This window comes from Streptomyces sp. CC53 (assembly GCF_001865245.1).
GTDB lineage: Bacteria > Actinomycetota > Actinomycetes > Streptomycetales > Streptomycetaceae > Streptomyces.
This window is the reverse complement of record NZ_MKXB01000036.1, coordinates 111,460-131,286: the sequence shown is the minus strand read 5'-3', so window position 1 is coordinate 131,286 and position 19,827 is coordinate 111,460. Positions and strand designations below refer to the sequence as shown.

General features: G+C 70.8%; 17 protein-coding genes. 5 read left to right on the top strand and 12 right to left on the bottom strand.

Going from position 1 to position 19,827, the window contains the following annotated elements; all coding sequences use genetic code 11:
• Window positions 1-51 precede the first annotated feature (51 nt).
• The 10 genes from BJP40_RS03680 to BJP40_RS03635 form a co-directional block, all read right to left on the bottom strand.
• Window positions 52-2,448, bottom strand: coding sequence for a hypothetical protein (locus BJP40_RS03680; protein ID WP_256220623.1), 2,397 nt, complete (start codon window positions 2,446-2,448; stop codon window positions 52-54).
• A gap of 452 nt (window positions 2,449-2,900) precedes the next feature.
• The gene (locus BJP40_RS03675; RefSeq protein ID WP_071278549.1) at window positions 2,901-3,728 is read right to left on the bottom strand and encodes a peroxiredoxin; all 828 of its coding nucleotides are present in this window, start codon (window positions 3,726-3,728) and stop codon (window positions 2,901-2,903) included.
• A gap of 29 nt (window positions 3,729-3,757) precedes the next feature.
• On the bottom strand, window positions 3,758-4,978 hold the full coding sequence (locus BJP40_RS03670) for a hypothetical protein (protein ID WP_071278547.1): 1,221 nt from the start codon (window positions 4,976-4,978) through the stop codon (window positions 3,758-3,760).
• A 37-nt stretch (window positions 4,979-5,015) separates the two neighbouring features.
• On the bottom strand, window positions 5,016-6,695 hold the full coding sequence (locus tag BJP40_RS03665; protein WP_071278545.1) for a radical SAM protein: 1,680 nt from the start codon (window positions 6,693-6,695) through the stop codon (window positions 5,016-5,018).
• Between the two features lie 61 nt (window positions 6,696-6,756).
• Window positions 6,757-7,497 carry a TIGR04283 family arsenosugar biosynthesis glycosyltransferase gene (locus tag BJP40_RS03660; RefSeq protein WP_071278544.1) on the bottom strand — a complete coding sequence of 247 codons (741 nt, stop codon included), beginning with the start codon at window positions 7,495-7,497 and terminating at the stop codon, window positions 6,757-6,759.
• Window positions 7,488-8,168 carry a TIGR04282 family arsenosugar biosynthesis glycosyltransferase gene (locus tag BJP40_RS03655; protein ID WP_071278542.1) on the bottom strand — a complete coding sequence of 227 codons (681 nt, stop codon included), beginning with the start codon at window positions 8,166-8,168 and terminating at the stop codon, window positions 7,488-7,490. Before BJP40_RS03655 ends, BJP40_RS03660 begins: the two co-directional genes overlap by 10 nt.
• Window positions 8,165-8,953: an MTAP family purine nucleoside phosphorylase gene (locus BJP40_RS03650; RefSeq protein WP_071278540.1), complete on the bottom strand. Its 789-nt coding sequence runs from the start codon at window positions 8,951-8,953 to the stop codon at window positions 8,165-8,167. Before BJP40_RS03650 ends, BJP40_RS03655 begins: the two co-directional genes overlap by 4 nt.
• Window positions 8,954-8,956: 3 nt before the next feature.
• The gene (locus BJP40_RS03645) at window positions 8,957-10,390 is read right to left on the bottom strand and encodes a radical SAM domain-containing protein (RefSeq protein WP_071278538.1); all 1,434 of its coding nucleotides are present in this window, start codon (window positions 10,388-10,390) and stop codon (window positions 8,957-8,959) included.
• Window positions 10,390-10,863 (bottom strand): MauE/DoxX family redox-associated membrane protein, encoded by a 474-nt coding sequence (locus BJP40_RS03640; protein ID WP_071278536.1) that lies wholly within the window; start codon window positions 10,861-10,863, stop codon window positions 10,390-10,392. The genes BJP40_RS03645 and BJP40_RS03640 overlap by 1 nt, the downstream gene beginning before the upstream one ends.
• Window positions 10,860-12,269 (bottom strand): NAD(P)/FAD-dependent oxidoreductase, encoded by a 1,410-nt coding sequence (locus tag BJP40_RS03635; RefSeq protein ID WP_071278535.1) that lies wholly within the window; start codon window positions 12,267-12,269, stop codon window positions 10,860-10,862. Before BJP40_RS03635 ends, BJP40_RS03640 begins: the two co-directional genes overlap by 4 nt.
• A 228-nt stretch (window positions 12,270-12,497) precedes the next feature.
• Here BJP40_RS03635 and BJP40_RS03630 point away from each other — a divergent pair, with 228 nt between their 5' ends.
• The 3 genes from BJP40_RS03630 (at window position 12,498) to BJP40_RS03620 (ending at window position 15,300) form a co-directional block, all read left to right on the top strand.
• Entirely contained in the window at window positions 12,498-13,277 is a 780-nt protein-coding gene (locus BJP40_RS03630) for a class I SAM-dependent methyltransferase (protein WP_071278531.1), read from the top strand.
• On the top strand, window positions 13,274-14,023 hold the full coding sequence (locus BJP40_RS03625) for a TVP38/TMEM64 family protein (RefSeq protein ID WP_071278530.1): 750 nt from the start codon (window positions 13,274-13,276) through the stop codon (window positions 14,021-14,023). The genes BJP40_RS03630 and BJP40_RS03625 overlap by 4 nt, the downstream gene beginning before the upstream one ends.
• Window positions 14,024-14,220: 197 nt before the next feature.
• A complete protein-coding gene (locus BJP40_RS03620) occupies window positions 14,221-15,300 on the top strand; it encodes a methyltransferase domain-containing protein (protein ID WP_071278529.1) in 1,080 nt (359 codons plus the stop codon).
• A gap of 308 nt (window positions 15,301-15,608) precedes the next feature.
• On the opposite strand, the gene BJP40_RS03615 is transcribed toward BJP40_RS03620, so the two are convergent.
• Window positions 15,609-16,367 (bottom strand): class I SAM-dependent methyltransferase, encoded by a 759-nt coding sequence (locus BJP40_RS03615; RefSeq protein WP_071278526.1) that lies wholly within the window; start codon window positions 16,365-16,367, stop codon window positions 15,609-15,611.
• A 975-nt stretch (window positions 16,368-17,342) separates the two neighbouring features.
• Between BJP40_RS03615 and BJP40_RS03605 the strand changes: the two genes are divergently transcribed.
• Complete coding sequence (locus tag BJP40_RS03605; protein ID WP_226962768.1) at window positions 17,343-18,233, top strand: DUF3179 domain-containing protein; 891 nt, start codon at window positions 17,343-17,345, stop codon at window positions 18,231-18,233.
• The gene (locus tag BJP40_RS03600; protein WP_071278524.1) at window positions 18,230-18,892 is read left to right on the top strand and encodes a hypothetical protein; all 663 of its coding nucleotides are present in this window, start codon (window positions 18,230-18,232) and stop codon (window positions 18,890-18,892) included. The genes BJP40_RS03605 and BJP40_RS03600 overlap by 4 nt, the downstream gene beginning before the upstream one ends.
• Before the next feature lie 197 nt (window positions 18,893-19,089).
• Here BJP40_RS03600 and BJP40_RS03595 read toward each other — a convergent pair whose 3' ends face one another.
• Window positions 19,090-19,818, bottom strand: a complete 729-nt coding sequence (locus BJP40_RS03595) for a sigma factor-like helix-turn-helix DNA-binding protein (RefSeq protein ID WP_079170891.1) — start codon at window positions 19,816-19,818, stop codon at window positions 19,090-19,092.
• Window positions 19,819-19,827 lie beyond the last annotated feature (9 nt).

Sequence of the window (19,827 nt, the reverse complement as noted above, 5' to 3'; positions counted from 1 at the left end):
GGCGGCCCGCACGTCCGCTACGTCTTGAACGAGAACCCCATGAGTTTCTGATCAATAGTCCTGCCACATCCATTCGTGCCGAGGGTTTTCCTGATCCGGTTCGCCGTACGGTCTGCTCAGCACCGCGTCGGTAACCCCGGCCAACTGGGAGTGCATCCACCGGATGTCCGCCGCGTCGTAGGTGTAGCCCGCAACTTGATGGGCGTACCGCATGGATGTCCGCACATGCTCCATCATCGCCTCAACTCGCCGGCGCACTTCGGGCACGGAGACGCCATCGCGGGGCATGTTTCCCTGGCGGAGTCGCTGCGCAAGGTGCCACAGTCGCTCATGGGCCAACGGGGAATCCGGCGGCACCAGAAGAGCACCACGTCGGACTACACGCTCAAGGGGCTCGCGGATCTGTTCGCGGGCCCAGCCCCACCTGCCCAGCGGGGCTCCGGGAAAGAGGTGCTGACTCCACCATCGCCATTCGGGGTCTTCGCGGTTCGATGGGTGCGAGGCGAGTGGAGTCACTACGGGCGGCTCGGAGGAGTTTCTCGACGGAGAGATGGCAACCCAGCCCTCCTTCGCCCACACTCCCCACCGAGGCAGCCGTCCATCCCGCATTTCAACAAGCGAGCCGCTCAGCGGACCGAAACCCTCAACAAGGGCTTCGAGCGCCTCCCGCAGCCAAGTGCCTGCGGTTTCAGCGGTTTGGAGTTCGTCGCGGTCCACCCGGCCCAGTCGGGCGATGGTGGTCCTGGCCCAGTCTTCAGCCTCGTGCATGCCATGGTGTTGCTTCTCGCCCCGCGCGATCTCGTCGAACGTCCAGGAAGCGGCTGCGGGGTTGGCCCGAGCAAGGCGGAGCATGAGGTTCTCCGCTTCGTCCGGGGCACTCGCGCTCACGGCGAATGCGATCGCGTAGCGCCACCGGGGGAAGGCGTCGGCAGTGACGATCTCCTCCGGTAGTACGGAGCCCTTGCGCAGGGCCTGGGCGCCGAAGTGCTGTTCGAAGACAGGCAAGGCGAAGCGGAGGCCCCCAGGTTCCTGGACGACCAGACCGGTGTCGGTCAGCTCCCACACCTCGGCTTCATGCCCAAAGTGCTGAGCGGGGACTGGACCTCCGGAATTCAGGACGTCTACGGCGAGACGAGCAAGGCGGTCCCAGGTCTGTGAGGTTGGGAAGCCCTTGCGCCGTCTCTTGATGACGGACGCGGCCAGACCGGACAGTAGCTCCAGGCTGGACACCCGTGCGTCTTCACCGGCCAGCAGGCGGGAGGCGACGGACAGGGCTTGAAGGGGGCTTGTCAGCAGGTCCTGCACTTCTCGCTCTTCGAAAAGCATGCGCGCGTCGTCGCCGATCACAAGGTCCAGAAGTTCCGCGCCTCTCCGCACCGACCACGGGGCGACCTCGTGCACCACAGCCCTGTCCAGCTCGATTCCAGGTCTGCACGTGGCGAGAATCCGGGCGGCCGGGTGGGCGGCCAGCAGGAGCCTGGCCTGGTACAGGAGCTGTGCAACCTGCTCGGGTGAGATCCCATCGAGATCGTCGATCACGATACGTCCGAGTCCACTCGCCGGCTCGCCGCCCGCGCGCGTGATCGCATCCAGCAGATCCGGTACGGCCTTACCCGCATCCACCCATACAGGGATCACCGCATCAGCGTGCCCCGCAGCCTCGCGGAGCCCTTCCCGCCACCAACGCTCGGCCTCCTCGCTCTTGCCCGCTCCCATCGGAGCGACCAGAACCGCCAGGGTGCCGGCAGGGACGGTCACCACCGGCCGTGAGGACTTGTCAGCCCAGCCCAGAACGGCATCGACACGTTCCTCGGGCACCAGGCTCAGTCGTGCCTCACGGCGGTGCTGCGACGCACGGGTCGCAGCAGTGAGGGCATCTGACCTGGACTTGTGTCCGGCAGACATGGAGTCGAGCAACTGCGCGAGGACGTCACCGGAAGTGATTGCACCAGCGTAGGTACGGCGGATGGAGTCGTACCGATCGAGGTATCGACACAGCTGGTCGTAGTGCCATACCGCCCAGCCCTTGAGCCCGAGGCATGCCGCATACATGGACACGAACTGCTCGATCTGGGCAATGCCTCCGCTGCCCGGTACGGGAGTCAGGATCACATTGGTGGTGAAGATCAGATACTCGGGCAGCCGCTCCCGCTTCGACGTCGGGCTCAGCCACGCTTCGAATTCCTCTTTGACCTGCCCCTTCAGCCACGAGACCGCGTCCTGGGGCTGTTGATCCGTGCGCTGACGGAACTTGGCCTGCACGACCCCATAGCCGTCCCATGCCTCAAGCTCGCTCGGGTAGGGCACCCGACCCTCGAACGTTGCCTCCCGCCCGCCGTCCTTGCCATCCCCGAAGGCGGAGACGCCCGACCCAAGGATCTCCTGGGCCAGGGCCTGCGACACGTGCTCGAACTCCCGGGTACTCAGCCCGCTGAGATTGTGGTCCATCCCGCCATGATGCCGCCGCGGCTATCTCCCGATTGCCCAACGGAACCTTTTCCCCGGCCCTGCCTCTGTGACCATGCCCGATTCACGGGGCTTGACCAGCCCAGCAACACGCCTGACAGCCCATCAGAACGAGCGTCAAATGAGCGCCACGAGCGTCATTTCAGCGTCGAGACTCGCCGCAGCGCAACGCCAGGCACACAGGTCATCTCGGGGTGTGACGCTGCCTGGGCAGCGGCTATCAAGGTACGTCTCCTGTTGGGCGGACGGGCCACGGTAGGCGTTGATGCGTACGTTGCCGCATGTACACGTCGCGCTCCTCGGCCAGCGCGCGGCCCGAGCGTCGGCATGGGGCTGTACCAGTGCCTCCTCTCGCAGTCCGGCCTATCGAGTCTGCCCCGGCCCGGTTCCTCCTCGGCGCGCCTCTCACCTACCGCTTCCGGTCGTGCCGGCCTTCAGAGGAGCAGGGTCACCACGCCAGTGAGTGCGGCGGCCGTCATCAGTCCCATGAGCGCCATCGCGGGGAGGCCGCGTCGGCCGGGTGGCAGGAAGCTGAACAGCCGGGACAGCAGGATCGCCGCGCCGAAGGGCGGTGCGACCTTCCACGTATCCCGCAAAGCTCCCTTGCCGGCGGTGGCGAAGGCGGCGTCGGCGTGCCCGGTCATGGCGGCCATGGCGCGGGCGGTGTGTCCGACGGCGGCACGGCGCGGTGGCTTCTTCGCCGCGACAGAGGCGAGGGCGTCGCCGAGGGCACCCGTCACGTTGGCCCACTGGGCGCGGAACACGATCACGCCGGACGGGTCGATGAGGTACGCGGAGTTCGGCCGTGGCCCGAACGCGCGGTGCAGGGCTCCGTCGATGTCGTCGACGGCGACCTCGAACGGGAAGCCGTGACGGGCGCGGAGCGCGGTTGCGTTGCGCTGCTTCTGCTCCAGTGTTTTCGGTTGCAGGGTCACGGCACTGGGGTGGGCTTCGCGTACGTAGACGAGGACGAACCGGATCCGGTCGCCGTATCGGGAGTGCAGGTCACGGATGCCGGTTGCCGAGCTTTCGGTGACCGGGCAGGTCAGCGACCCGAAAACGAGCAGCACAGGCCGGTCGTCCGCGCCCAGGTCGGCGCTGCGGAACCTGCCGCCGTCGGTCGTGGGCAGGTCGAACGACGGGACGCGGTCATCCGGGCCCAGGTCGGTCCGGGAAAGAACCATGTCGCTCATGACGACGCGGATCGTGGGGTGAGCGATGCGGTAGGGCTCCGGCCGGTCGACGGTGGTGGTGCTGGTCATGGCAAGCTCCTACGATTCGGGTCCTCTGCCTATGAGGGAAACCCGCTGAGCGGGCGTGGGCCTTCCACCCCGGCGTATCCGGTGGCGATCTCGTCGACCTGCTGGTAGCCGGTGCGTAGCAGGAAGGTGTTCAGGCGGCCGTAGGACTTGGCACCCAGGATGAAGAAGTCGGGCTCGGGGCTGCAGAGCTGGGCGATGCCGGTGGCGGGCTGGGTGAGGCAGTCGCCGCCCGCTGCGCCGAGCAGGGCGGCTGAGAGGTTCATGGGGGCGCCGGTGGCGTAGCACTCGTGGACCTGGAGCTGACGGTAGAGGGTGTGGTCGCCGGTGTAGCCGGTGAGCGAGACGACGTGGTCGGCGAGCACCTCGCGGGGACCGTCGGCGGTGGCGAGGCGTACGAGCACGCGGTCACCGTCGGGGCCGACGGGGGCGGTGGACAGGGACTGGACGTGGGCGCCGGTGTGGACGGTGACGCGGTCGTGCGCGCCCGTCGCCAGGGCCTGTGCGGTGGAGACGAGTTCCTGGCGGCCGGGCAAGGTGTCGTCGGCGACGGCTCCCCAGTCGGGCGCGGGGCTGCGTACCACCCATTCGAGGCGGGTGCCGGGGAGCGCGGCGAGGTCCCGCGCGGCGGTCTGGGCGGACTTCCCGGCGCCGACCAGGAGAACGGTTCCCGCCCAGCGGCCGGGAGAGCCGTCGGCCGAGGGCAGGGTGCGGGTGATGCGGGAGTGCAGGGCCCGTTCGCCCGGGGCGGGGATGCCGCCCTGCCCGAGGGTGTTGGGGTGGGAGTACGTTCCGGTGCAGTCCAGGACCAGGCTCGCTTCGGCGGTCTCCTCGCCGTCGGGGGTGTCCAACAGGAGCCTGAAGGGGGCCGCCGCCCGGGCATCGGTGCCGATCTGTTCGTGTTTGAGCAGGCCGGTGCGTGCGATGGCGGCCACGGGGGTGCGGTAGCGGATCCGTCCCTCCAGTGCCGGGAGTTGTGCGACCGGAGAGAGTAGTTCGCCGATGAGCTCGTTGCCCGTGGGACACGCGTCGCCCGTGGGCGCGTGCGGGAGATGGGCGCGCATCCGGCGCGAGACGTTCAGGTCCCAGGGGGTGAACAGGCGGACGTGGCCCCAGTCGCGTACATGGGCGGCGACCGTGTCCGCCGCCTCGTAGACGGTGAACGGCCATCCGGCGTCGGCGCAGGCGAGGGCGGCGTCGAGGCCGACGGGTCCGGCGCCGAGGATCGCGACGTGCGGTCGTTGCTGCTGCATGGTGGTGGACTCCCTTTCCGTACGCGTACGGGTCGGATCAGACGGCGCAGTGGACGGGCCGGGGAAGGCTGCCGTCGTTCAGACGGGCCGTGAAGAACCGCTCGGTGACCAGCTCCTTGCCCGCGGCGAGCGGGGTGCCCCCGGGGGCGAGATACAGATCGGGGCTGGTGCCCAGGTCGGCGCCGGCGGGGTGCCAGTGCAGGCCGTCGGCCGTGACGGTCAGTTCCGGGATGCTGGAGTCCTCGCCGATCTCCGCCCCGGCCTCCGAGAAGCCTCGGCGCAGCAGCGGTCGGACAGCGAAGTGACCGGCGGGCAGGCCGAGTTCGGCCAGCAGGGCGGTGACCGCCGGGATCTCATCGGTGTTGTCCGGGGTTTCGGTGAGGGCGACCCTTGGGGGCAGCCCGAGGTCGACGAGGTGGCGGATGCCGTCCAGGGTGCGCAGCCAGGACCCGGCGCCCCGGTGTGCGTCGTGCGCGGCCGGTGTCGCGCCGTCCAGGGAGGTCTGGACGGTGAGCTTGCGCCCAGCGAGCGCGCTGAGTCCGGCGGCGCGGCGGCCGCGCAGCAGCATCGCGTTGGTCATGACGACGGTGGGCAGTCGCGTGGTGGCGTAGTCGAGGAGGCCGACGATGCCGGGGTGGAGGAAGGGCTCGCCACCGGTGACGTACAGCTCGGTGAACCCGGCGTCCACGGCCTCGTCGACGAGTGCGTGGAAGTCGGTCGCGGACAGGGTGCGGGGTGCCGCCTTGGGAGAGGAGGCGACCGCGCAGTAGTCGCAGGCCAGATTGCAGTGAAAGTTGGTGTAGACCCAGAGCCGCGACGGGAAGTATGCCGTGCCGAAGAGGGGTACGACGGGGCGGTCGCCTTCCATGGCCCCGCCGGACGCGCCCTCGCCCCATCCGTCGTCCGCAGGCCGGAACCCGCTGGGCAGGGTGGAGCGGTAGAGGTGGAAGCGGCCGCGCGAGCGTTCGCGCGGCGGGAGGATCTCCAGGCAGGTGGTCCACCAGCCCGACTCGATGGTCTCGGTGAAGATCTCGGGGAGCCCTGCGGCGCGCATCGAGGCGGCCTGCGCCTGCCAGTCGTAGGAGAGCGGGACCAGCTCGGCGGTCGGACGCCCGCCGTCCAGGTCGAGGATCGCGTACCAGACCTCGCGGCGCCCGTCGTTGGCCGGTTTGCCCAGCACCCCGACGTTCACCACGAGGGTCTCGCCCACCTGACGCTGCCAGGGCAGGCCGCTGTGGGTGCACAGCACCACGTCGGCACCCGATGCCTCGGCGCGCAGACGGTGCTGCTCCTCGGGGAGCGACTCCCACCAGAAGTCGTTCAGCGCCAGCGTCGAGCCGTGGACCATGTGCACGTCGACACCGTCGATGGTCTCCCGGCGCTCGGTGGGCAGGGTGCCCATCCAGGCGGCGAAGTCGCGGCGGGTGGTGGCGAGCGTGTGGTCGTAGATGAGCTGGGCGTACTCGTTGTCCTTGGCGTCGCGGTAGCCGCAGCCGCAGTCGGTGTCTCCACGGGCGATGGCCACGTCGTAGTTCCCGGCGACGCACTCGACGTCGTTGTCGGTGAGGATCGGCCACAGCGCGTTCACTTCGGCGCCGAATCCGCCCAGGTCGCCCAGGCAGAAGAGACGCTCACAGCCGCGGGCGCGGGCGTCGTCGACGAATGCCTGAAGGGCGTACGGGTTTCCGTAGGGGCCGCCGCTGACCGCGATGCGCATGAGGACCGTTCTCCAAGATGTCGGAAGGGGAGGGCTAGAAGGAGGGGGTGAGAGAGGGGACTCAAGGGCGGGCGGTCCGGGCGGGGGCTGTGCGTCTGCGCCCGAACAAGCGGGGGCCCGCGGTGTAGCGGATGCGGATGGCTTCCGGATCGACGCCGGCGAAGTACAGCAGCTTCAGGTACTGCATGAAGGCGATCATGCGCCACGTGCCGTGGGCCACCAGGCGGCGTGAGGAGGCCGTCGAGGTCGCCGGCAGCAGGCGCAGCCGACCGTGGCGGTGCAGGCGCCTGGACATCTCCAGGTCCTCCATGATGGCCAGGTCGGGGAAGCCGCCCAGTGTGTCGAAGGCGGTGCGGCGGACGAACATGGCCTGGTCGCCGAAGATGTGGTGCAGTCGGCGGGCCCGGGCGTTCGACGTCCACGCGAGATAGTTCAGACCGGGTGTCCTGCGGTCGAAGCGGATGGTGAGCCCGCCACCGACGACGGCCGGGTCGGCGAAGGCGGCCCGGATCTGGTCCAGGGCGTCGGGGTCGACCGCGGTGTCGGCGTGGACGAACCAGAGAATGTCGCCGGTGGCGTGACGGGCGCCCTCGTTCATCTGCCTGGCCCGGCCACGCTCACTGCTCACCACGGTGGCGTGGAGGGAGGCGAGTTCGACGGTGGCGTCGGTGGAGCCGCCGTCGACGACGATCAGCTCGCAGTCGGGGAAGTCCCGGCGCAGGCGGCTCACCGCGCTGTGGATGGTGGCTTCCTCGTTCAGGACCGGGACGATGATCGAGACTCGGGGCGGGGTCAGGGGCATGACGTCTCCTCAGGCCGGAGCAGAGCGGCGATGCGTGGCGGCAGCACCGGATCCGTCAGGAGCGCCGCCGCGTCCGCGGGGGTGTCCAGGTCTCTCAGCGCACGGAGCGTCCCCGTGCTCAGCCCGCCGTCACGGGCGAGGGCTCGGGTGGCGGTCAGTACCCGGTCGGTGCTCCAGACCTCCGGGCCGAGGGCGAACAGGGGGGTGTGGGGAGCGCGCAGGCCGATCAGGTAGTAGCCGCCGTCCAGTGCGGGGCCCAGTGCCACGTCATGACGTTCGAGGGCGGTGAAGGCGGCGGTCAGATGGCCGCCGGTGAGGGTCGGTGCGTCGGTGCCGACGACGAGCAAGGGTCCCGCGCCGTCGGCGAAGGCGTCGGCCACGGCCGCGGCCAGGCGCTCTCCGAGGTGCCCGCCGCGCTGGAGCAGCAGGCGGACGCCGGCGGGCACGGTCGTGCTGTCGGCGTCCCCGCCTTCGCCCGGGGCGTAGGCGAGATAGGCCCTGGGGGTGTGGGATATGGCCAGTTCCACGGTGTGGCGGATCAGTTCGGCCTGGAGGTGCGCGCACCGCCGAGGGCCCAGCAGCGGATGCAACCGGGTCTTGACCGTTCCGGGACGCGGAGCCTTGGCCATGATCAGGATGGCGGGAGTGCCCTGGGGGCGGGGGGTGTTCATGCGTCGAACCGGTAGACGAAGCCGGCGCCGGTCACCCGGTCCAGGGAAGGGAGCGCGTGTCCGGCCAGTGTCGCGAAGATGTCCTTGCTCGCCTCCATGCGGTCGAGCAGGGCCTGCACCGGTTCCGGTTCGGGGGCGACGCCGTTGGCGTAGTCGGTGACGAAACCGACCAGGGCCATGGGCAGTTCGGCCTCTCCGGCCAGGACGACCTCCGGGCCCGCTGTCTGGCTGATGGCGGACACCCCGGCCGCGGCCAGGGCGGCCACCTCGGGGCGCGAGTTGAACCGGGGGCCGTCGACGTGCCCGTACACGCCCCGCGTGACGACGGGCACTCCGGTCAGCTCGGCGGCGGAGATCAGCGTCTGGCGCAGCGGCTCGCTGAAGGGCCGGTCGAAGATCCAGTGCCCGCGGCCGGCCGCGCCGGGGGTGTCGTACCAGGTGCACGGGGTGCCGTCGGGCAGCCGGTTGGCGGGGAAGTACAGGTCGTCGAAGACGACCAGGGAGCCTGGCCGGACGGCCGGGTCGAGGGAGCCGCAGACGGTGAAGGACACGACGGCCTCTGTCTTGCAGGCCAGCAGAGCGGAAAGGTTCGCCTTGTGGTCGACCTGGCTGGAGAGCCGGTGATGACCGGCGCCGTGCCGGGACAGCTGGACGATCTCCGTGTCCCGCAAGTGTCCTTCGGTGACGGTGACGACGCCGTGGTCCGTGACGACGGTCCGCTCGGCCGCTCCCTCCAGGTGGGGCCAGTCGTAGCTTCCGGAGCCGGTGATCACACCGATGCGCATGGACTACTTCTCCTTCGGTGATGTGCCGGACGAGCTGTCGGCGGGGGTGCGGACCTCGACGATCGGGAGCAGGGTGCGCAGCGCGGTGTTCTCGGCCGGGTCGAGTACGGCGTGCTGCACGCAGGCGGGGACGAGGGTGCCGTTCTCGGGGTGTGCCATGGCGTAGTGGCAGGCGGCCAGTCGCTCCTGGGTCTCGCGCAGTCCGGGGTCCTCGGCCTGCTCGCCGCGCTGCATCATCTCCCAGGCCGGGCCGACGACATCGGCGTCCATGAACTGGTGCATCACGAAGGTCACCGGACGCACGCGCATCCGGTGACGGACCAGCCGCAGCACTCCGACCCGGCGGACGGTGCGGCCCAGCCAGCGCAGCGCCGTGACCACCGTGGACGGGTGGCGGGCCACCACTCGCAGGAGCCTGGCCGCGAGGAGAGCGGGCGGGGTGCCGGTGAAGGTCACCTTCCCGAAGTAACGGAAGAACGCGTCGCGCACGGCGAGATCGCGTGAGTCGCCGCCATCGAGGAACGGGTACCAGCGGCGGCCGACGTAGAAGCCGTAGGCGGTGCGGTTGCAGCGCACGTCGCCGTTCTCGAAGACCCGGTAGTCCAGGCGCGTGCCGGCGCCGCGTTCGATCTCCGCCCACACCGCGTCCGGGGTCGCCTCGCGGAACTTCTCCTTCCAGCGGCGCTCGTCGCCGAGGAAGGCGGCGGGCTGGAAGGAGAACATGCCGTAGCCCATGGCCTGGCAGTCGCGGATCACACTCGCGACCTCGTCGAGGTTGCCCGGGGTGACGGTCATGTTGTGGGCGAGGAAGAACCGCACCCCGTGCTCGCGCCGCAGTCGGACGAGCATGGCGGCGAACCGTGCCCGGTAGGGGTTCAGCGCTTTCTCGTCCGGCGGGCGTTCGATGCCGCGTCTGCCGTACATGAACTTGTCGAAGTGCGCGGCGAAGGACAGCCGCTGGAAGCGCCGCGTGCCGTCGGGGCCGAGCGCGAGCCGGGTGAGGTAGTCGTAGTCGAAGTCACCGTGGGTGAAGCTCATCGGTTCCCGGCCGTGGTCCCGCATGATCGCCAAAGCCGCAGCGTGGTCGTCCGGGGCGAGCAGGCTCACCTCGCCGCCGATGAGCTGGGTGTGGGCGCGCGGACCCCGCAGCTCGCGGAGCAGCTCCATCTGGGCCCTGACCTGTTCGTGGGTGTGGGGGCCGTCGACACGGACCTGGTTGGCGTCCCGGGAGTGGTAGCAGGGGGTGCACTTCAGGTTGCACTTGGGGAAGACGCCGTGGGTTCCCTCGCAGCCGACTCCGTGCCGGCCCAGGACCTGGCCGGGGGTACGCGCGGTCTCGGGAAGTTCCGCCCAGCGGCGTTCCATGGCCGCGGCGAACTCGGGGTCGTAGGGGCGGGTGACGCGCTCGAGAGCTCGCAGCGCGGCGATGATCGGCATCAGTGGTTCTCCTGCTGTGTCCGGGATACCTCGAAGGCCCCAGCGGTGGGCACGGTGGTACGGCCCCTGCGCGGCCGTCGGGGCACAGCGCGCCACAACAGCCAGGCGTAGAGCAGCATCAGGGCGTCTTCGACCAGGACGTACCAGCGCAGGGGTTGGGCGGCGTACGTGCCGAAGCAGCCGCAGTTGTCGAGGACGAGTCCGCGGGCGAACGCCTGGGCGGCGAGGGCCGCCCACACCACTGCGACGGCGGTGTACAGCCAGACGGGTGCGGCCGAGCGGGAGCGGGGCCGGGCGAGGAACCAGACGGCCGTTACGGCCTCCGCGCCGATCAGTGCCACCGCCAGGGCGGTCGAGACCGTGCCGGCCGTCAGACCGTAGGAGGTGAGGATGCCGGACATCGCGTCGAACGAGGCGAGCTGGCCCAGCGCCATCGCCGCGAGTACGACGCCCAGGACGATACGGAGGATCATCGGCTCACCCTTCTGCGCAGGCCGAGCAGCGCGCGGATGACGCCGCTGCCCCGGGCCAGGCGGGCGTAGACGTCGGCCAAGGCCGCGTGCCAGGGCCCGTCGGCATAGGTGGGGTACGGGTGCACGGTGCGGGCGTAGTCGGAGGGCGTCCAGCCCAGGCGCACCGCCGCCGCCAGATGGGCGATGGTCTCACCTGCCCTCGGTGACACGGCCGTCGCTCCGACGATCTTCCCGCGCGGGCCCAGGACCAGGGTGGTGAAGCCCTCGGTACGGCCGTCGGCGACCGCTCGGTCGAGCCGGTCGTTCTCCAGCGTGTGGACGCGCGCGGTGTCGCCGTACGTCTCGCGCGCCTCGTCGGCGGTGAGGCCGACGCGGGCGATCTCGGGGTCGGTGTACGTCACCCAGGGCACCGCGCGGTAGTCGATGGGGCGGCGCACACCCAGGAGCGCGTCGGTGGCGGCCGCTGCGCCCTGCGTGCCGCCCAAGTGGGTGAAGGCCGATCGGCCGGTGACGTCGCCGGCGGCGTAGATGCGGTGGTTGGCGGTGCGTAGCCGGCCGTCGGTCCGGACGTGACCGGTCTCGGTCAGCTCCACACCGGCCGCCTCCAGGCCGAGCCCGTCGGTGTTGGCGCGGCGGCCCGTGACGGCGAGCAGTGTGTCGTACGGGAGGGGGTCGCCGGGTCCGTGGACGGCGCCGGCATCGACGCTCTCGGCGCGGTAGCCGGTCAGCACGGTGACGCCCTCGGCCTCCAGCCGCTCCCGCAGCACCTGCGAGGCCCGCGGTTCCTCTCGGGGCACCAGGCGGTCCATCGCCTCCACGAGGGTGACCCGCGAGCCGAGCCGGGCGAACGCCTGGCCCAGCTCGCAGCCGATGGGTCCACCGCCCAGCACCACGAGGCGCTGCGGGAGTTCGGTCAGCTCCCAGACGGTGTCGCTGGTCAGCGGCTCGGCCTCGGCCAGGCCGGGGACCGGCACCAGGGCAGGCGAGGAGCCGGTCGCGATCAGCGCGTACCGGAAGGAGATCTCCCGGCCGCCCCCGGTCAGGGTTCTCGGGCCGGTGAAGGTTGCCGCGCCGCGTGTCACGTCGACGCCGTACGGGGCGAGGGCCTCGGCCGAGTCGTGCGGCTCGATCGCGCCGATCGCCCGCTTCACCTCCCCCATGGCAGCCGCCAGGTCGGCGCGGCCGGACACCGGGGGGAGGCCGTAGGCCGCGGCGCGGCGGGCCGCCTGGACGTCGGCGGCCACATGCAGAAGCGCCTTGCTCGGTACGCACCCTGTCCACAGGCAGTCCCCGCCCAGCCGGTCCCGCTCGACGAGCAGCGTGCGGGCGCCGAAGCGACCGGCGGTCCGGGCGGCGGTCAGGCCGGCGCTTCCGCCGCCGATGACCACCAGGTCGTACGTACTCATCGTGTGGGCTCTCTCCGGTCGGTGCGCAGCAGTGGGACGCGAGGGGAACCCGGTGACGCGCCCGCGGCCTTCCCTTCTCGGCCACACGATTCCCGCCCGGCGGGCCGACCGGAATCATCCAGCGGGAACCGGCGTGTCCGAAGCGGAATGCGGAGCCCTCCCGGCAGGGTTCCCGGCGGCAAGCACAGGGGCGAGCGGCCGGCAAGCCGCAACAGAGACGAGTAGCGGATGGACGAACAGGACTGGCGGCGCTTCATCGCCGCCTACCACCACGCGCATCCCGGCATCACCGAACAGCTCTTCACCCTGGCCGACACCTCCCCGTACGCCTGGCTGGCCGAACCGCTGCACGGCATCGAGGGCACGGTCCTCGACCTGGCCTGCGGTTCGGCACCCACCCGTGCGGAGCTGCCCGACGCCGACTGGGTCGGGGTCGACCTCTCGGCCGCCGAGCTCGCCGAAGCGGCACGCCAGGGCCGCGGGCCATTGGTGCGGGCCGGCGCGGACGCGCTGCCGACCGCCTCCGCGAGCGTCGCGGCCGTCTGCGCGGCGATGTGCCTGCCGGTCGTCACCCCCTTGCCGCAGGTGCTCGGGGAGATCCGGCGCGTACTGCGCCCGGGCGGGACGCTCGCGGCGCTGGTGCCCTCCCAGACCGGGCTCTCCCCGTCCGGCATGCTCGGCTGGCTCCGGGTGATGACCGCCCTGCGCGCCGTACGCCAGCCGTGGCCCAACCCGCAGGCCCGCGACGGGCTGGCCGCCCTGCTGCGCGGTGCGGGGTTCCGCGTCCGCTCCGACGAGCGACGCGTCTTCACCCTCGCCATCGACTCGGCCGACGCCGCGACCCTGCTGCCCGACGCCCTCTACCTGCCCGGACTGACACCTCGGCGCGCCGAGGCCGCCAAGCGTTCCCTGGCGCGGTGGGCGGCCCCGGGGCGACGCCTTGAGCTGCCGCTGCGCCGCGTGGTGGCCGACCTTCCCACCGAACAACCGTCACAGGAGCCGATATGAACCGTCCGGCAGCCCCCTCCTCCGCAACCGAGCCCCCGCGCTCCGATGCGGCCCCGGACAGGCCGGCACCGGCTTCGGCGCGCGCGGCGTGGATACGGCTGGCACTCCTGGTGGTCCTGCTGGTGGCGCTCGGCTCCTGGGTGGCGCTGGGAGGAGCGGACCTGTTGCGGGAGGTGCGCCAGGGTGTCGACTCGCTCGGTCTGTGGGGGCCGGTCGTGTTCGCCGTCTGCTACGCCTTGGCGGTGACGGCGTGGCTGCCCGGTTCGGTGCTCACCGCTTCGGCGGGGGCACTGTTCGGGCTTCCACTGGGGGTCGGTGCGGTACTCGTGGGAGCGACGGCGGGTGCGGCCTTGTCGTTCGGCCTCGCCCGCTGGCTGGGGCGTCCGGTGGTGGCCCGTTACGCCGGCTCGGGGCGGCTGGCCCGGCTGGACGCCTACCTGACGCGCCGCGGATTCGTAGCCGTCCTGCTCCTGCGGCTGGTGCCGCTGTTCCCCTTCTCGGTGATCAACTACGGGGCGGGAGTGGCCGGGGTCCGCTTCTCCTCCTACGTGACCGCCACGGCCCTGGGCATCATCCCGGGCACCGTCGTCTACACCGGGCTCGGCGGTTCCCTGGGCGATCCCGCATCGCCGGGGCTGTGGGTCGCGCTCGGTGCTCTGGTGGTGCTGAGCGCGGGCGGTGGGTGGGCGGCCCGGCTGATCCGCTCCCGTAGCGGGGAGACCAGCGCGGCTGCCGACGGCCGGTGACACCCCCGTGGGTACCGCTCGCGGTCACATGCCCAGGTGCACCTGGCCGTCGCCCACCGCAGGGTGGTCGTCGGCTGACGGGAGAGCCGTCCGAAGCAGACACAGCAGAGTCGGAATGACAGCCGATGCACAACGGGTTCCCGTCGCGGCGGCTAAGAGCCGCCGCGACGTCCGGCATCACGCATCAGAGGAGAGACATGGCGACGATCGACGTATCCCCGGAGCGGCAGGCGACGGACTCGACGGTTGCGGACTCGGTCAAGGACTACTACGGCAAGGTCCTCGCGTCCTCCGCGGATCTGAGGACCTCGGCCTGCTGCACGGACGCGGCACCGCCGCCGCACATCGCCGCGGCTCTCGGAGAAGTGCACGACGAGGTCATGGAGCGCTTCTACGGCTGCGGTTCGCCCATCCCACCCGCGCTTGAGGGGGCCACCGTGCTCGATCTCGGCTGCGGCAGCGGACGCGACGCCTACGTGCTGTCCCAACTGGTAGGTCCCACCGGCCGGGTGATCGGCGTCGACATGACCGAGGAACAGCTCGCCGTCGCCCGCCGCCACCAGGACTGGCACGCCGAACGGTTCGGCCACGCGAACACCGACTTCCGTCACGGCTACATCGAGGACCTTGCCGCGTCCGGGATCCCGGACGCCTCCGTGGACGTCGTGGTCTCCAACTGCGTGGTGAACCTCTCGCCGGACAAGCCGCGCGTCCTCTCGGAGATCTTCAGGGTCCTGCGGCCCGGCGGCGAGCTGTACTTCTCCGACATCTTCGCCGACCGCCGCCTGCCCGCCGCCCTCCTCGACGATCCCGTCCTCGTCGGAGAGTGCCTCGCCGGCGCCCTGTACACGGAGGACTTCCGCCGCATCCTGGAACGCACCGGATGCCCGGACGCCCGCACCGTCGCCACCTCCCCGGTGACGATCGGCGACCCGGACATCGAGCGGAAGATCGGCTTCGCCACCTTCACCTCCCGCACCGTCCGCGCCTTCAAGCTCCCGCTGGAGGACCACTGTGAGGACTACGGCCAGGTCGCCGTCTACCACGGCACCGTCACCGAGCACCCGCACGCCTTCGACCTGGACGACCACCACCGCTTCCACACCGGCAAACCGGAGCTCGTCTGCGGCAACACCGCCGACATGCTGAGCGCCACCCGCTACGCACCGCACTTCTCCGTCACAGGCGACAAGAGCCGGCACTTCGGCCTGTTCCCCTGCGGCCCAGCGGACACGGCGAGCGGCCCAGGCGCGCAGGCGCCGACGGGCTGCTGCTGACCAAACCCAACCTGCATGCGGGCTTTCCGCTGTGGGACGTTTCCGTCTTGAGTGCTGCGGGACACGGCACCCCAGGTCGGTGTGGCGGGTCGGTGTTGGCGCTGGTGATACGGCGTCATCATCCGGCCTGGCCCGCTCCTTGGACGACGGCGGGTGCCAGCCTCTGAGCGAAGTGCCCAGCAGGACGCCGAAGATGGTGCCGACGCAGAGGGCGATGGACAGGACATCCAGATGCCCATGCCGACGCCGCCCACCAGACCGGCAGCGGCACCCCCCACCTCATGGCATGTACACGTATGTGAAGCCGCTTACGCACCAGCAAGTAGCGGCTTCTCCGCGATGAGCAGGACGTAGCCGAGGGCGCCATCGGCGACGGCGGCCCTGGCCGCGCTCAGCACGTCCGGTGCCGCGTTGAGGTCCACCCCGACCTCCGCGAGTCTGCCAGGGGCGGTGACGCGCAGCAGGTTCAGCCGTGCCTCGATCTGGTCGATCGTGTGCCGCATCGCCTGGTCGCGATGCTCGGTGTGCACGGTACGCAGCCCAGCGGCGGTCAGGACCTCCGAGTGCTCGGCCAAGGGGCGGCTATCGGCGATGCAGGCGATGCGCGCGCCGAGCGTGGACAGTTCCGGCGGCAACCGGCCGGGCGTGGCAGTGACATCGGTGATGCCCAGTCGGCCGCCCGGCTTGAGGACACGCGCGAATTCAGCGGTGGCGCGTGCCATGTCGGGGAGGGCGCACAGACCGCGCTCGCAGACGACAGCGTCGAACAGCGCGTCCTCAAAGGGAAGACGTTCCGCGTCGCTCATGGTGAAGACGGCCCGGTCCGCCAGACCGGCGGCTGCGGCGGCGCCCTGGGCGAGCGCGGTGTTGGCCGGTGAGGGGTCGACGCCGTGGACGAAAACGCCGTACGCGTCGGCGAGGAGGAGGGCTGTGGTGCCGCGTCCGGATGCCGCGTCCAGAACCCGGGAATCGGCGCCGAGCGTGAGGTGCCCGGCGAGGCGGCGGGTGAGCGCGGTGCCGCCGGGGCGGTACGAGTCGCCGAGCAGCAGGGCGACGATGTCCTTCATCGCGGACTCCCCTTACTCGTGGGTGCGGCCAGGGTGCCCGTCAGCCAGGCCGGGGCGTGGTGACAGGCGAACGGTCGGGCAGCAGTCGTCCGGCCCGGCATGGTGGTGGCGTCGAGCCCGGCACCGAAGGACGTGGATGACGGAGATGAGTACCACCAGTGCCCCTACGGTGATCAGCCACGGGTTGCACAGCGTTCCGCCGAGGCCGCTGAGGGTCCCGCCGGCCAAGAGCAGCGGGCCCGCGCAGCACATCACCATCAGCAGCCCCTCGCGGATGGCTGTTACCGCACCACCTTGACGGCGAGGCTCAGCGAGTACGGGCATCACGTCCACCTCCGTTCCATGGCGGGAGTCCGGGCGGGGCCCCTTGCGTGCACCGTGCAGGAGGACCCCGGCGTAGAGCAGCGTCACAGCGTCCTGGACGAGAACGGACCAGCTCAGCCGATGCGTGAGGTGGCTCCCGAAGCACCTGCGGTTGACGACCGCGAGCCCGCGCGTATTCCTGTGCAGTCGCACCGACCAGGCCACCGGGATGGCCGTGAACGCCTACGCGGGGGCGAGCGCCGTCGGCCGGCGCCGCTACGGTCAGTGCGGCAGCTCCGGTCACCAGACCGTACGCGGCCAGGATCCCGGGCATGTGACCGACGGAGGCGAGCTGACCGGCCGCCATCGCTGTCGCCAGCGCGCCGAGCACGATCCGCAGCACCATGATCTGAACGCTAGGCCCGGATCGGATCCGAGAACTGTAAGCGCGGTCACCGAACCGGCGACGTGTACGCGGGACCATCACAGGTGTGCGATCGGTTTTGCCGAGGCGGGTGATGCACGGTGAACGGTCAACGGCAGCCAAGGCGGGACCGGCGTCAGGTCGTCAAGGGCGCCGGCGTCATCGGGGGAGTCGTCGTGCTGCTCGTAGGCGGCGGTGTCATCGGCTGACAGGCTGTCTCGGGCCCGGACGACCGGCCGCCCGCGTCGGTGACCGCTGTACAGCCTGGGCAGGATCCATCACTGGAGGCGCTGGCCGCCGCAGCTGTCTCCGGCGGGCCGGGCAAGGACGGGATTCCCTCCATCGACAAGCCGAGGTTCGTCCCGGCGGGCGACGCGTCCTTCCTCGCCGACCCGGTGTTCGGCCTGGAGTACCGCGGCGAGGTCAGGGCCTACCCGCAGCAGGTGCTGGTGTGGCACGAGATCGTCAACGACACCGTCGGCGGCGAGCCGCTCGCCATCACCTACTGCCCGCTGACCGGCACGGTCATCGGCTTCTCGGCGCCATCCGGTACGCAGGAGCTCACGTTCGGGACCACCGGGCGTCTGGTCAACTCCAACCTGCTGATGTACGACCGCGAGACCGGCTCCGAGTGGCCTCAACTGCTCGGCACGGCGGTGAGCGGCCCGCTCAAGGGCACCAAGCTCGGCACCGTCCCGCTGGTATGGACCACGTGGAAGCAATGGCGGACTACGCATCCCGAAACCCAGGTGCTGTCCACCGACACCGGCGCGCTGCGCAGCTACGGCAGCGACCCGTACGGCTCCTACGACGGGTACCCGGACCGCAGCGGCTACTACGCCAAGGAGGGCACCCTCTTCCCCGTCCTGACGACCAGCGACCGCTTCCCCGACAAGGATGTCGTCATCGGCGTACGCGTCGGAGACGAGCGCCTGGCGATCCACAAGGACCTCATCCGCACCGCCGGGACCATGCGCGCCGACGTCGCGGGCACGCAGGTCGAAGCCCGCTGGGACGACAAGCTCGGCACCGCCCGTGTTCTCCAGCGCGACGGCGAGCAGTGGGAGCCGGCGGACTCCCTCGACTCCATGTGGTTCGCGTGGCACGCGTTCTACCCGAACAGCCAGGTGCGGCAATGAGCAGGCTGGTCACCGCACTTGCCAGAGTCGGAGGAGCCTGGGATGCCACGCTGGCCGCCGTCGTCGCTACGCCCCGACGCGTACGCGCCGCGCTCGCCGTTCGCCGCCATCGCCGGGCCGGACTGATCGCTGCCGCCGTGGTGCTGGTGGTGTACCTGTTCTCCACCAGCGATCTGGGAGTGTCGCCCTCCGGCCGCTACACCGGAGCGCCCGTGTTCCGGACCGCACCCGAGCAGCTGTTCCAGGTCAGGGCCCCGTACCTGTTCGAGCCCGTACTCGCCTGGCATCCCACGGAGCATGTGGCGGTGCTCCTCAGCCCGGTCAACCTGCTGCTCGGTGCGATCGTCGCCGCCCTGGTCGGCTGCAACATCGCGGTCGCCGGGTACGCGGCCCGACAGTCGGCGGCCTGTCGCAGGCCCGGAGGCAGGATCGGATACGCACGGCTGCTCGGAGTCCTGCCCGCGTTCCTGCTCGGATTCGCCCGCTGCGTACCGACGTTCCTGCTCGTCCTGGGCACCAGCACGGCAGCGGCGTTCCTGCCCGTCCTGATCCCCCTGCGCCCGGTGTTCTACCCGCTGACGCTGCTGATGCTGATCAGCACGCTGGTATGGGGTGCGTCCCGGCTCGCCCCGCGCCCGGAGGGCGCCCGGACCGGATGAACCATCGCTGCTACCCACGCGCTTCGTCGATCAGCTCGGTCCAGCGTGTCGCGTCGCGGCCGGGGATCACGACCCATTCACGGAACGTCCGCCCTGGGCCACGCAAGACGCTCGACCGGAAAAGCCCAGCCGAGCGCCTGCATCAGCTCCTCGCGGCGTGGCAAGCGGCTCTGATCCCCAGCTCGTCATGTTCCGGCCTACAGGCCATGGCCGTGGGCCCGGTAGGGGACGCCCAGCCGGTCGCCGACCTCGGCGAGGACATCCGGGCAGAAGTAGCACCAGCGAAGGCAAGTGATCCCGCCGTCGGACGTCTCCGCCCGGAGGACGTCCTCGACCGCCTCGGGACCGTCGCCGCTGGTCGGGGCGGCCCACATCAGCACCAACGGATCGCCGTCGAGCTCCCGAACCTCGGCGCGCCACCGTACGGAGGTCTCCAGATGCAGGGTGTGGTGCAGCGAGCCGGCGGCGATCTGGTCCCGCCCGACTTCGTGGGCCATCCCGATGACGTCGCTGACCGCGTCCTCGACGAACAGCTTGGCCAGCCCGTCCAGGTCGTAGGCGGTGAACGCCGCCGCAAGGGCGTCGAGGGTGTCCCGGTCGGGAGCCGTGCGCCGGGCGAGCGCATTGGGCCGGTCGGGGTCGGCGAGCCGTCCGCGACCACGGTGCAGTGCCGCCTTGACCGCGCCCTCGGTGGTGCTCAGCATGGCGGCGATCTCCTTCAACGGCATGTCGAACACGTCCTTGAGCACGACGGCGACACGCTCCTGCGGCGCCAGCAGGGTGGCCACCTCCGCGAGCGCGTCCCTCACCTCGGCGGGATCGGTGCCGGCGGGCGCCGCGCGCTCGGTGGGCTCGACGAGAAGCGGGGCGGAGCGGCGGACCTCGTCGAGGTAGGCGTTCGTCGCGATCCGCACCAGCCACGCCATCGGGCGCTC

Excerpts from the sequence above, each read along its gene's own strand:
- BJP40_RS03680 (WP_256220623.1), bottom strand. The coding sequence starts at position 2,448 with ATGGACCACAATCTCAGCGGGCTGAGTACCCGGGAGTTCGAGCACGTG.
- BJP40_RS03675 (WP_071278549.1), bottom strand. The coding sequence starts at position 3,728 with ATGACCAGCACCACCACCGTCGACCGGCCGGAGCCCTACCGCATCGCT.
- BJP40_RS03670 (WP_071278547.1), bottom strand. The coding sequence starts at position 4,978 with ATGCAGCAGCAACGACCGCACGTCGCGATCCTCGGCGCCGGACCCGTC.
- BJP40_RS03665 (WP_071278545.1), bottom strand. The coding sequence starts at position 6,695 with ATGCGCATCGCGGTCAGCGGCGGCCCCTACGGAAACCCGTACGCCCTT.
- BJP40_RS03660 (WP_071278544.1), bottom strand. The coding sequence starts at position 7,497 with ATGCCCCTGACCCCGCCCCGAGTCTCGATCATCGTCCCGGTCCTGAAC.
- BJP40_RS03655 (WP_071278542.1), bottom strand. The coding sequence starts at position 8,168 with ATGAACACCCCCCGCCCCCAGGGCACTCCCGCCATCCTGATCATGGCC.
- BJP40_RS03650 (WP_071278540.1), bottom strand. The coding sequence starts at position 8,953 with ATGCGCATCGGTGTGATCACCGGCTCCGGAAGCTACGACTGGCCCCAC.
- BJP40_RS03645 (WP_071278538.1), bottom strand. The coding sequence starts at position 10,390 with ATGCCGATCATCGCCGCGCTGCGAGCTCTCGAGCGCGTCACCCGCCCC.
- BJP40_RS03640 (WP_071278536.1), bottom strand. The coding sequence starts at position 10,863 with ATGATCCTCCGTATCGTCCTGGGCGTCGTACTCGCGGCGATGGCGCTG.
- BJP40_RS03635 (WP_071278535.1), bottom strand. The coding sequence starts at position 12,269 with ATGAGTACGTACGACCTGGTGGTCATCGGCGGCGGAAGCGCCGGCCTG.
- BJP40_RS03630 (WP_071278531.1), top strand. The coding sequence starts at position 12,498 with ATGGACGAACAGGACTGGCGGCGCTTCATCGCCGCCTACCACCACGCG.
- BJP40_RS03625 (WP_071278530.1), top strand. The coding sequence starts at position 13,274 with ATGAACCGTCCGGCAGCCCCCTCCTCCGCAACCGAGCCCCCGCGCTCC.
- BJP40_RS03620 (WP_071278529.1), top strand. The coding sequence starts at position 14,221 with ATGGCGACGATCGACGTATCCCCGGAGCGGCAGGCGACGGACTCGACG.
- BJP40_RS03615 (WP_071278526.1), bottom strand. The coding sequence starts at position 16,367 with ATGAAGGACATCGTCGCCCTGCTGCTCGGCGACTCGTACCGCCCCGGC.
- BJP40_RS03600 (WP_071278524.1), top strand. The coding sequence starts at position 18,230 with ATGAGCAGGCTGGTCACCGCACTTGCCAGAGTCGGAGGAGCCTGGGAT.
- BJP40_RS03595 (WP_079170891.1), bottom strand. The coding sequence starts at position 19,818 with ATGGCGTGGCTGGTGCGGATCGCGACGAACGCCTACCTCGACGAGGTC.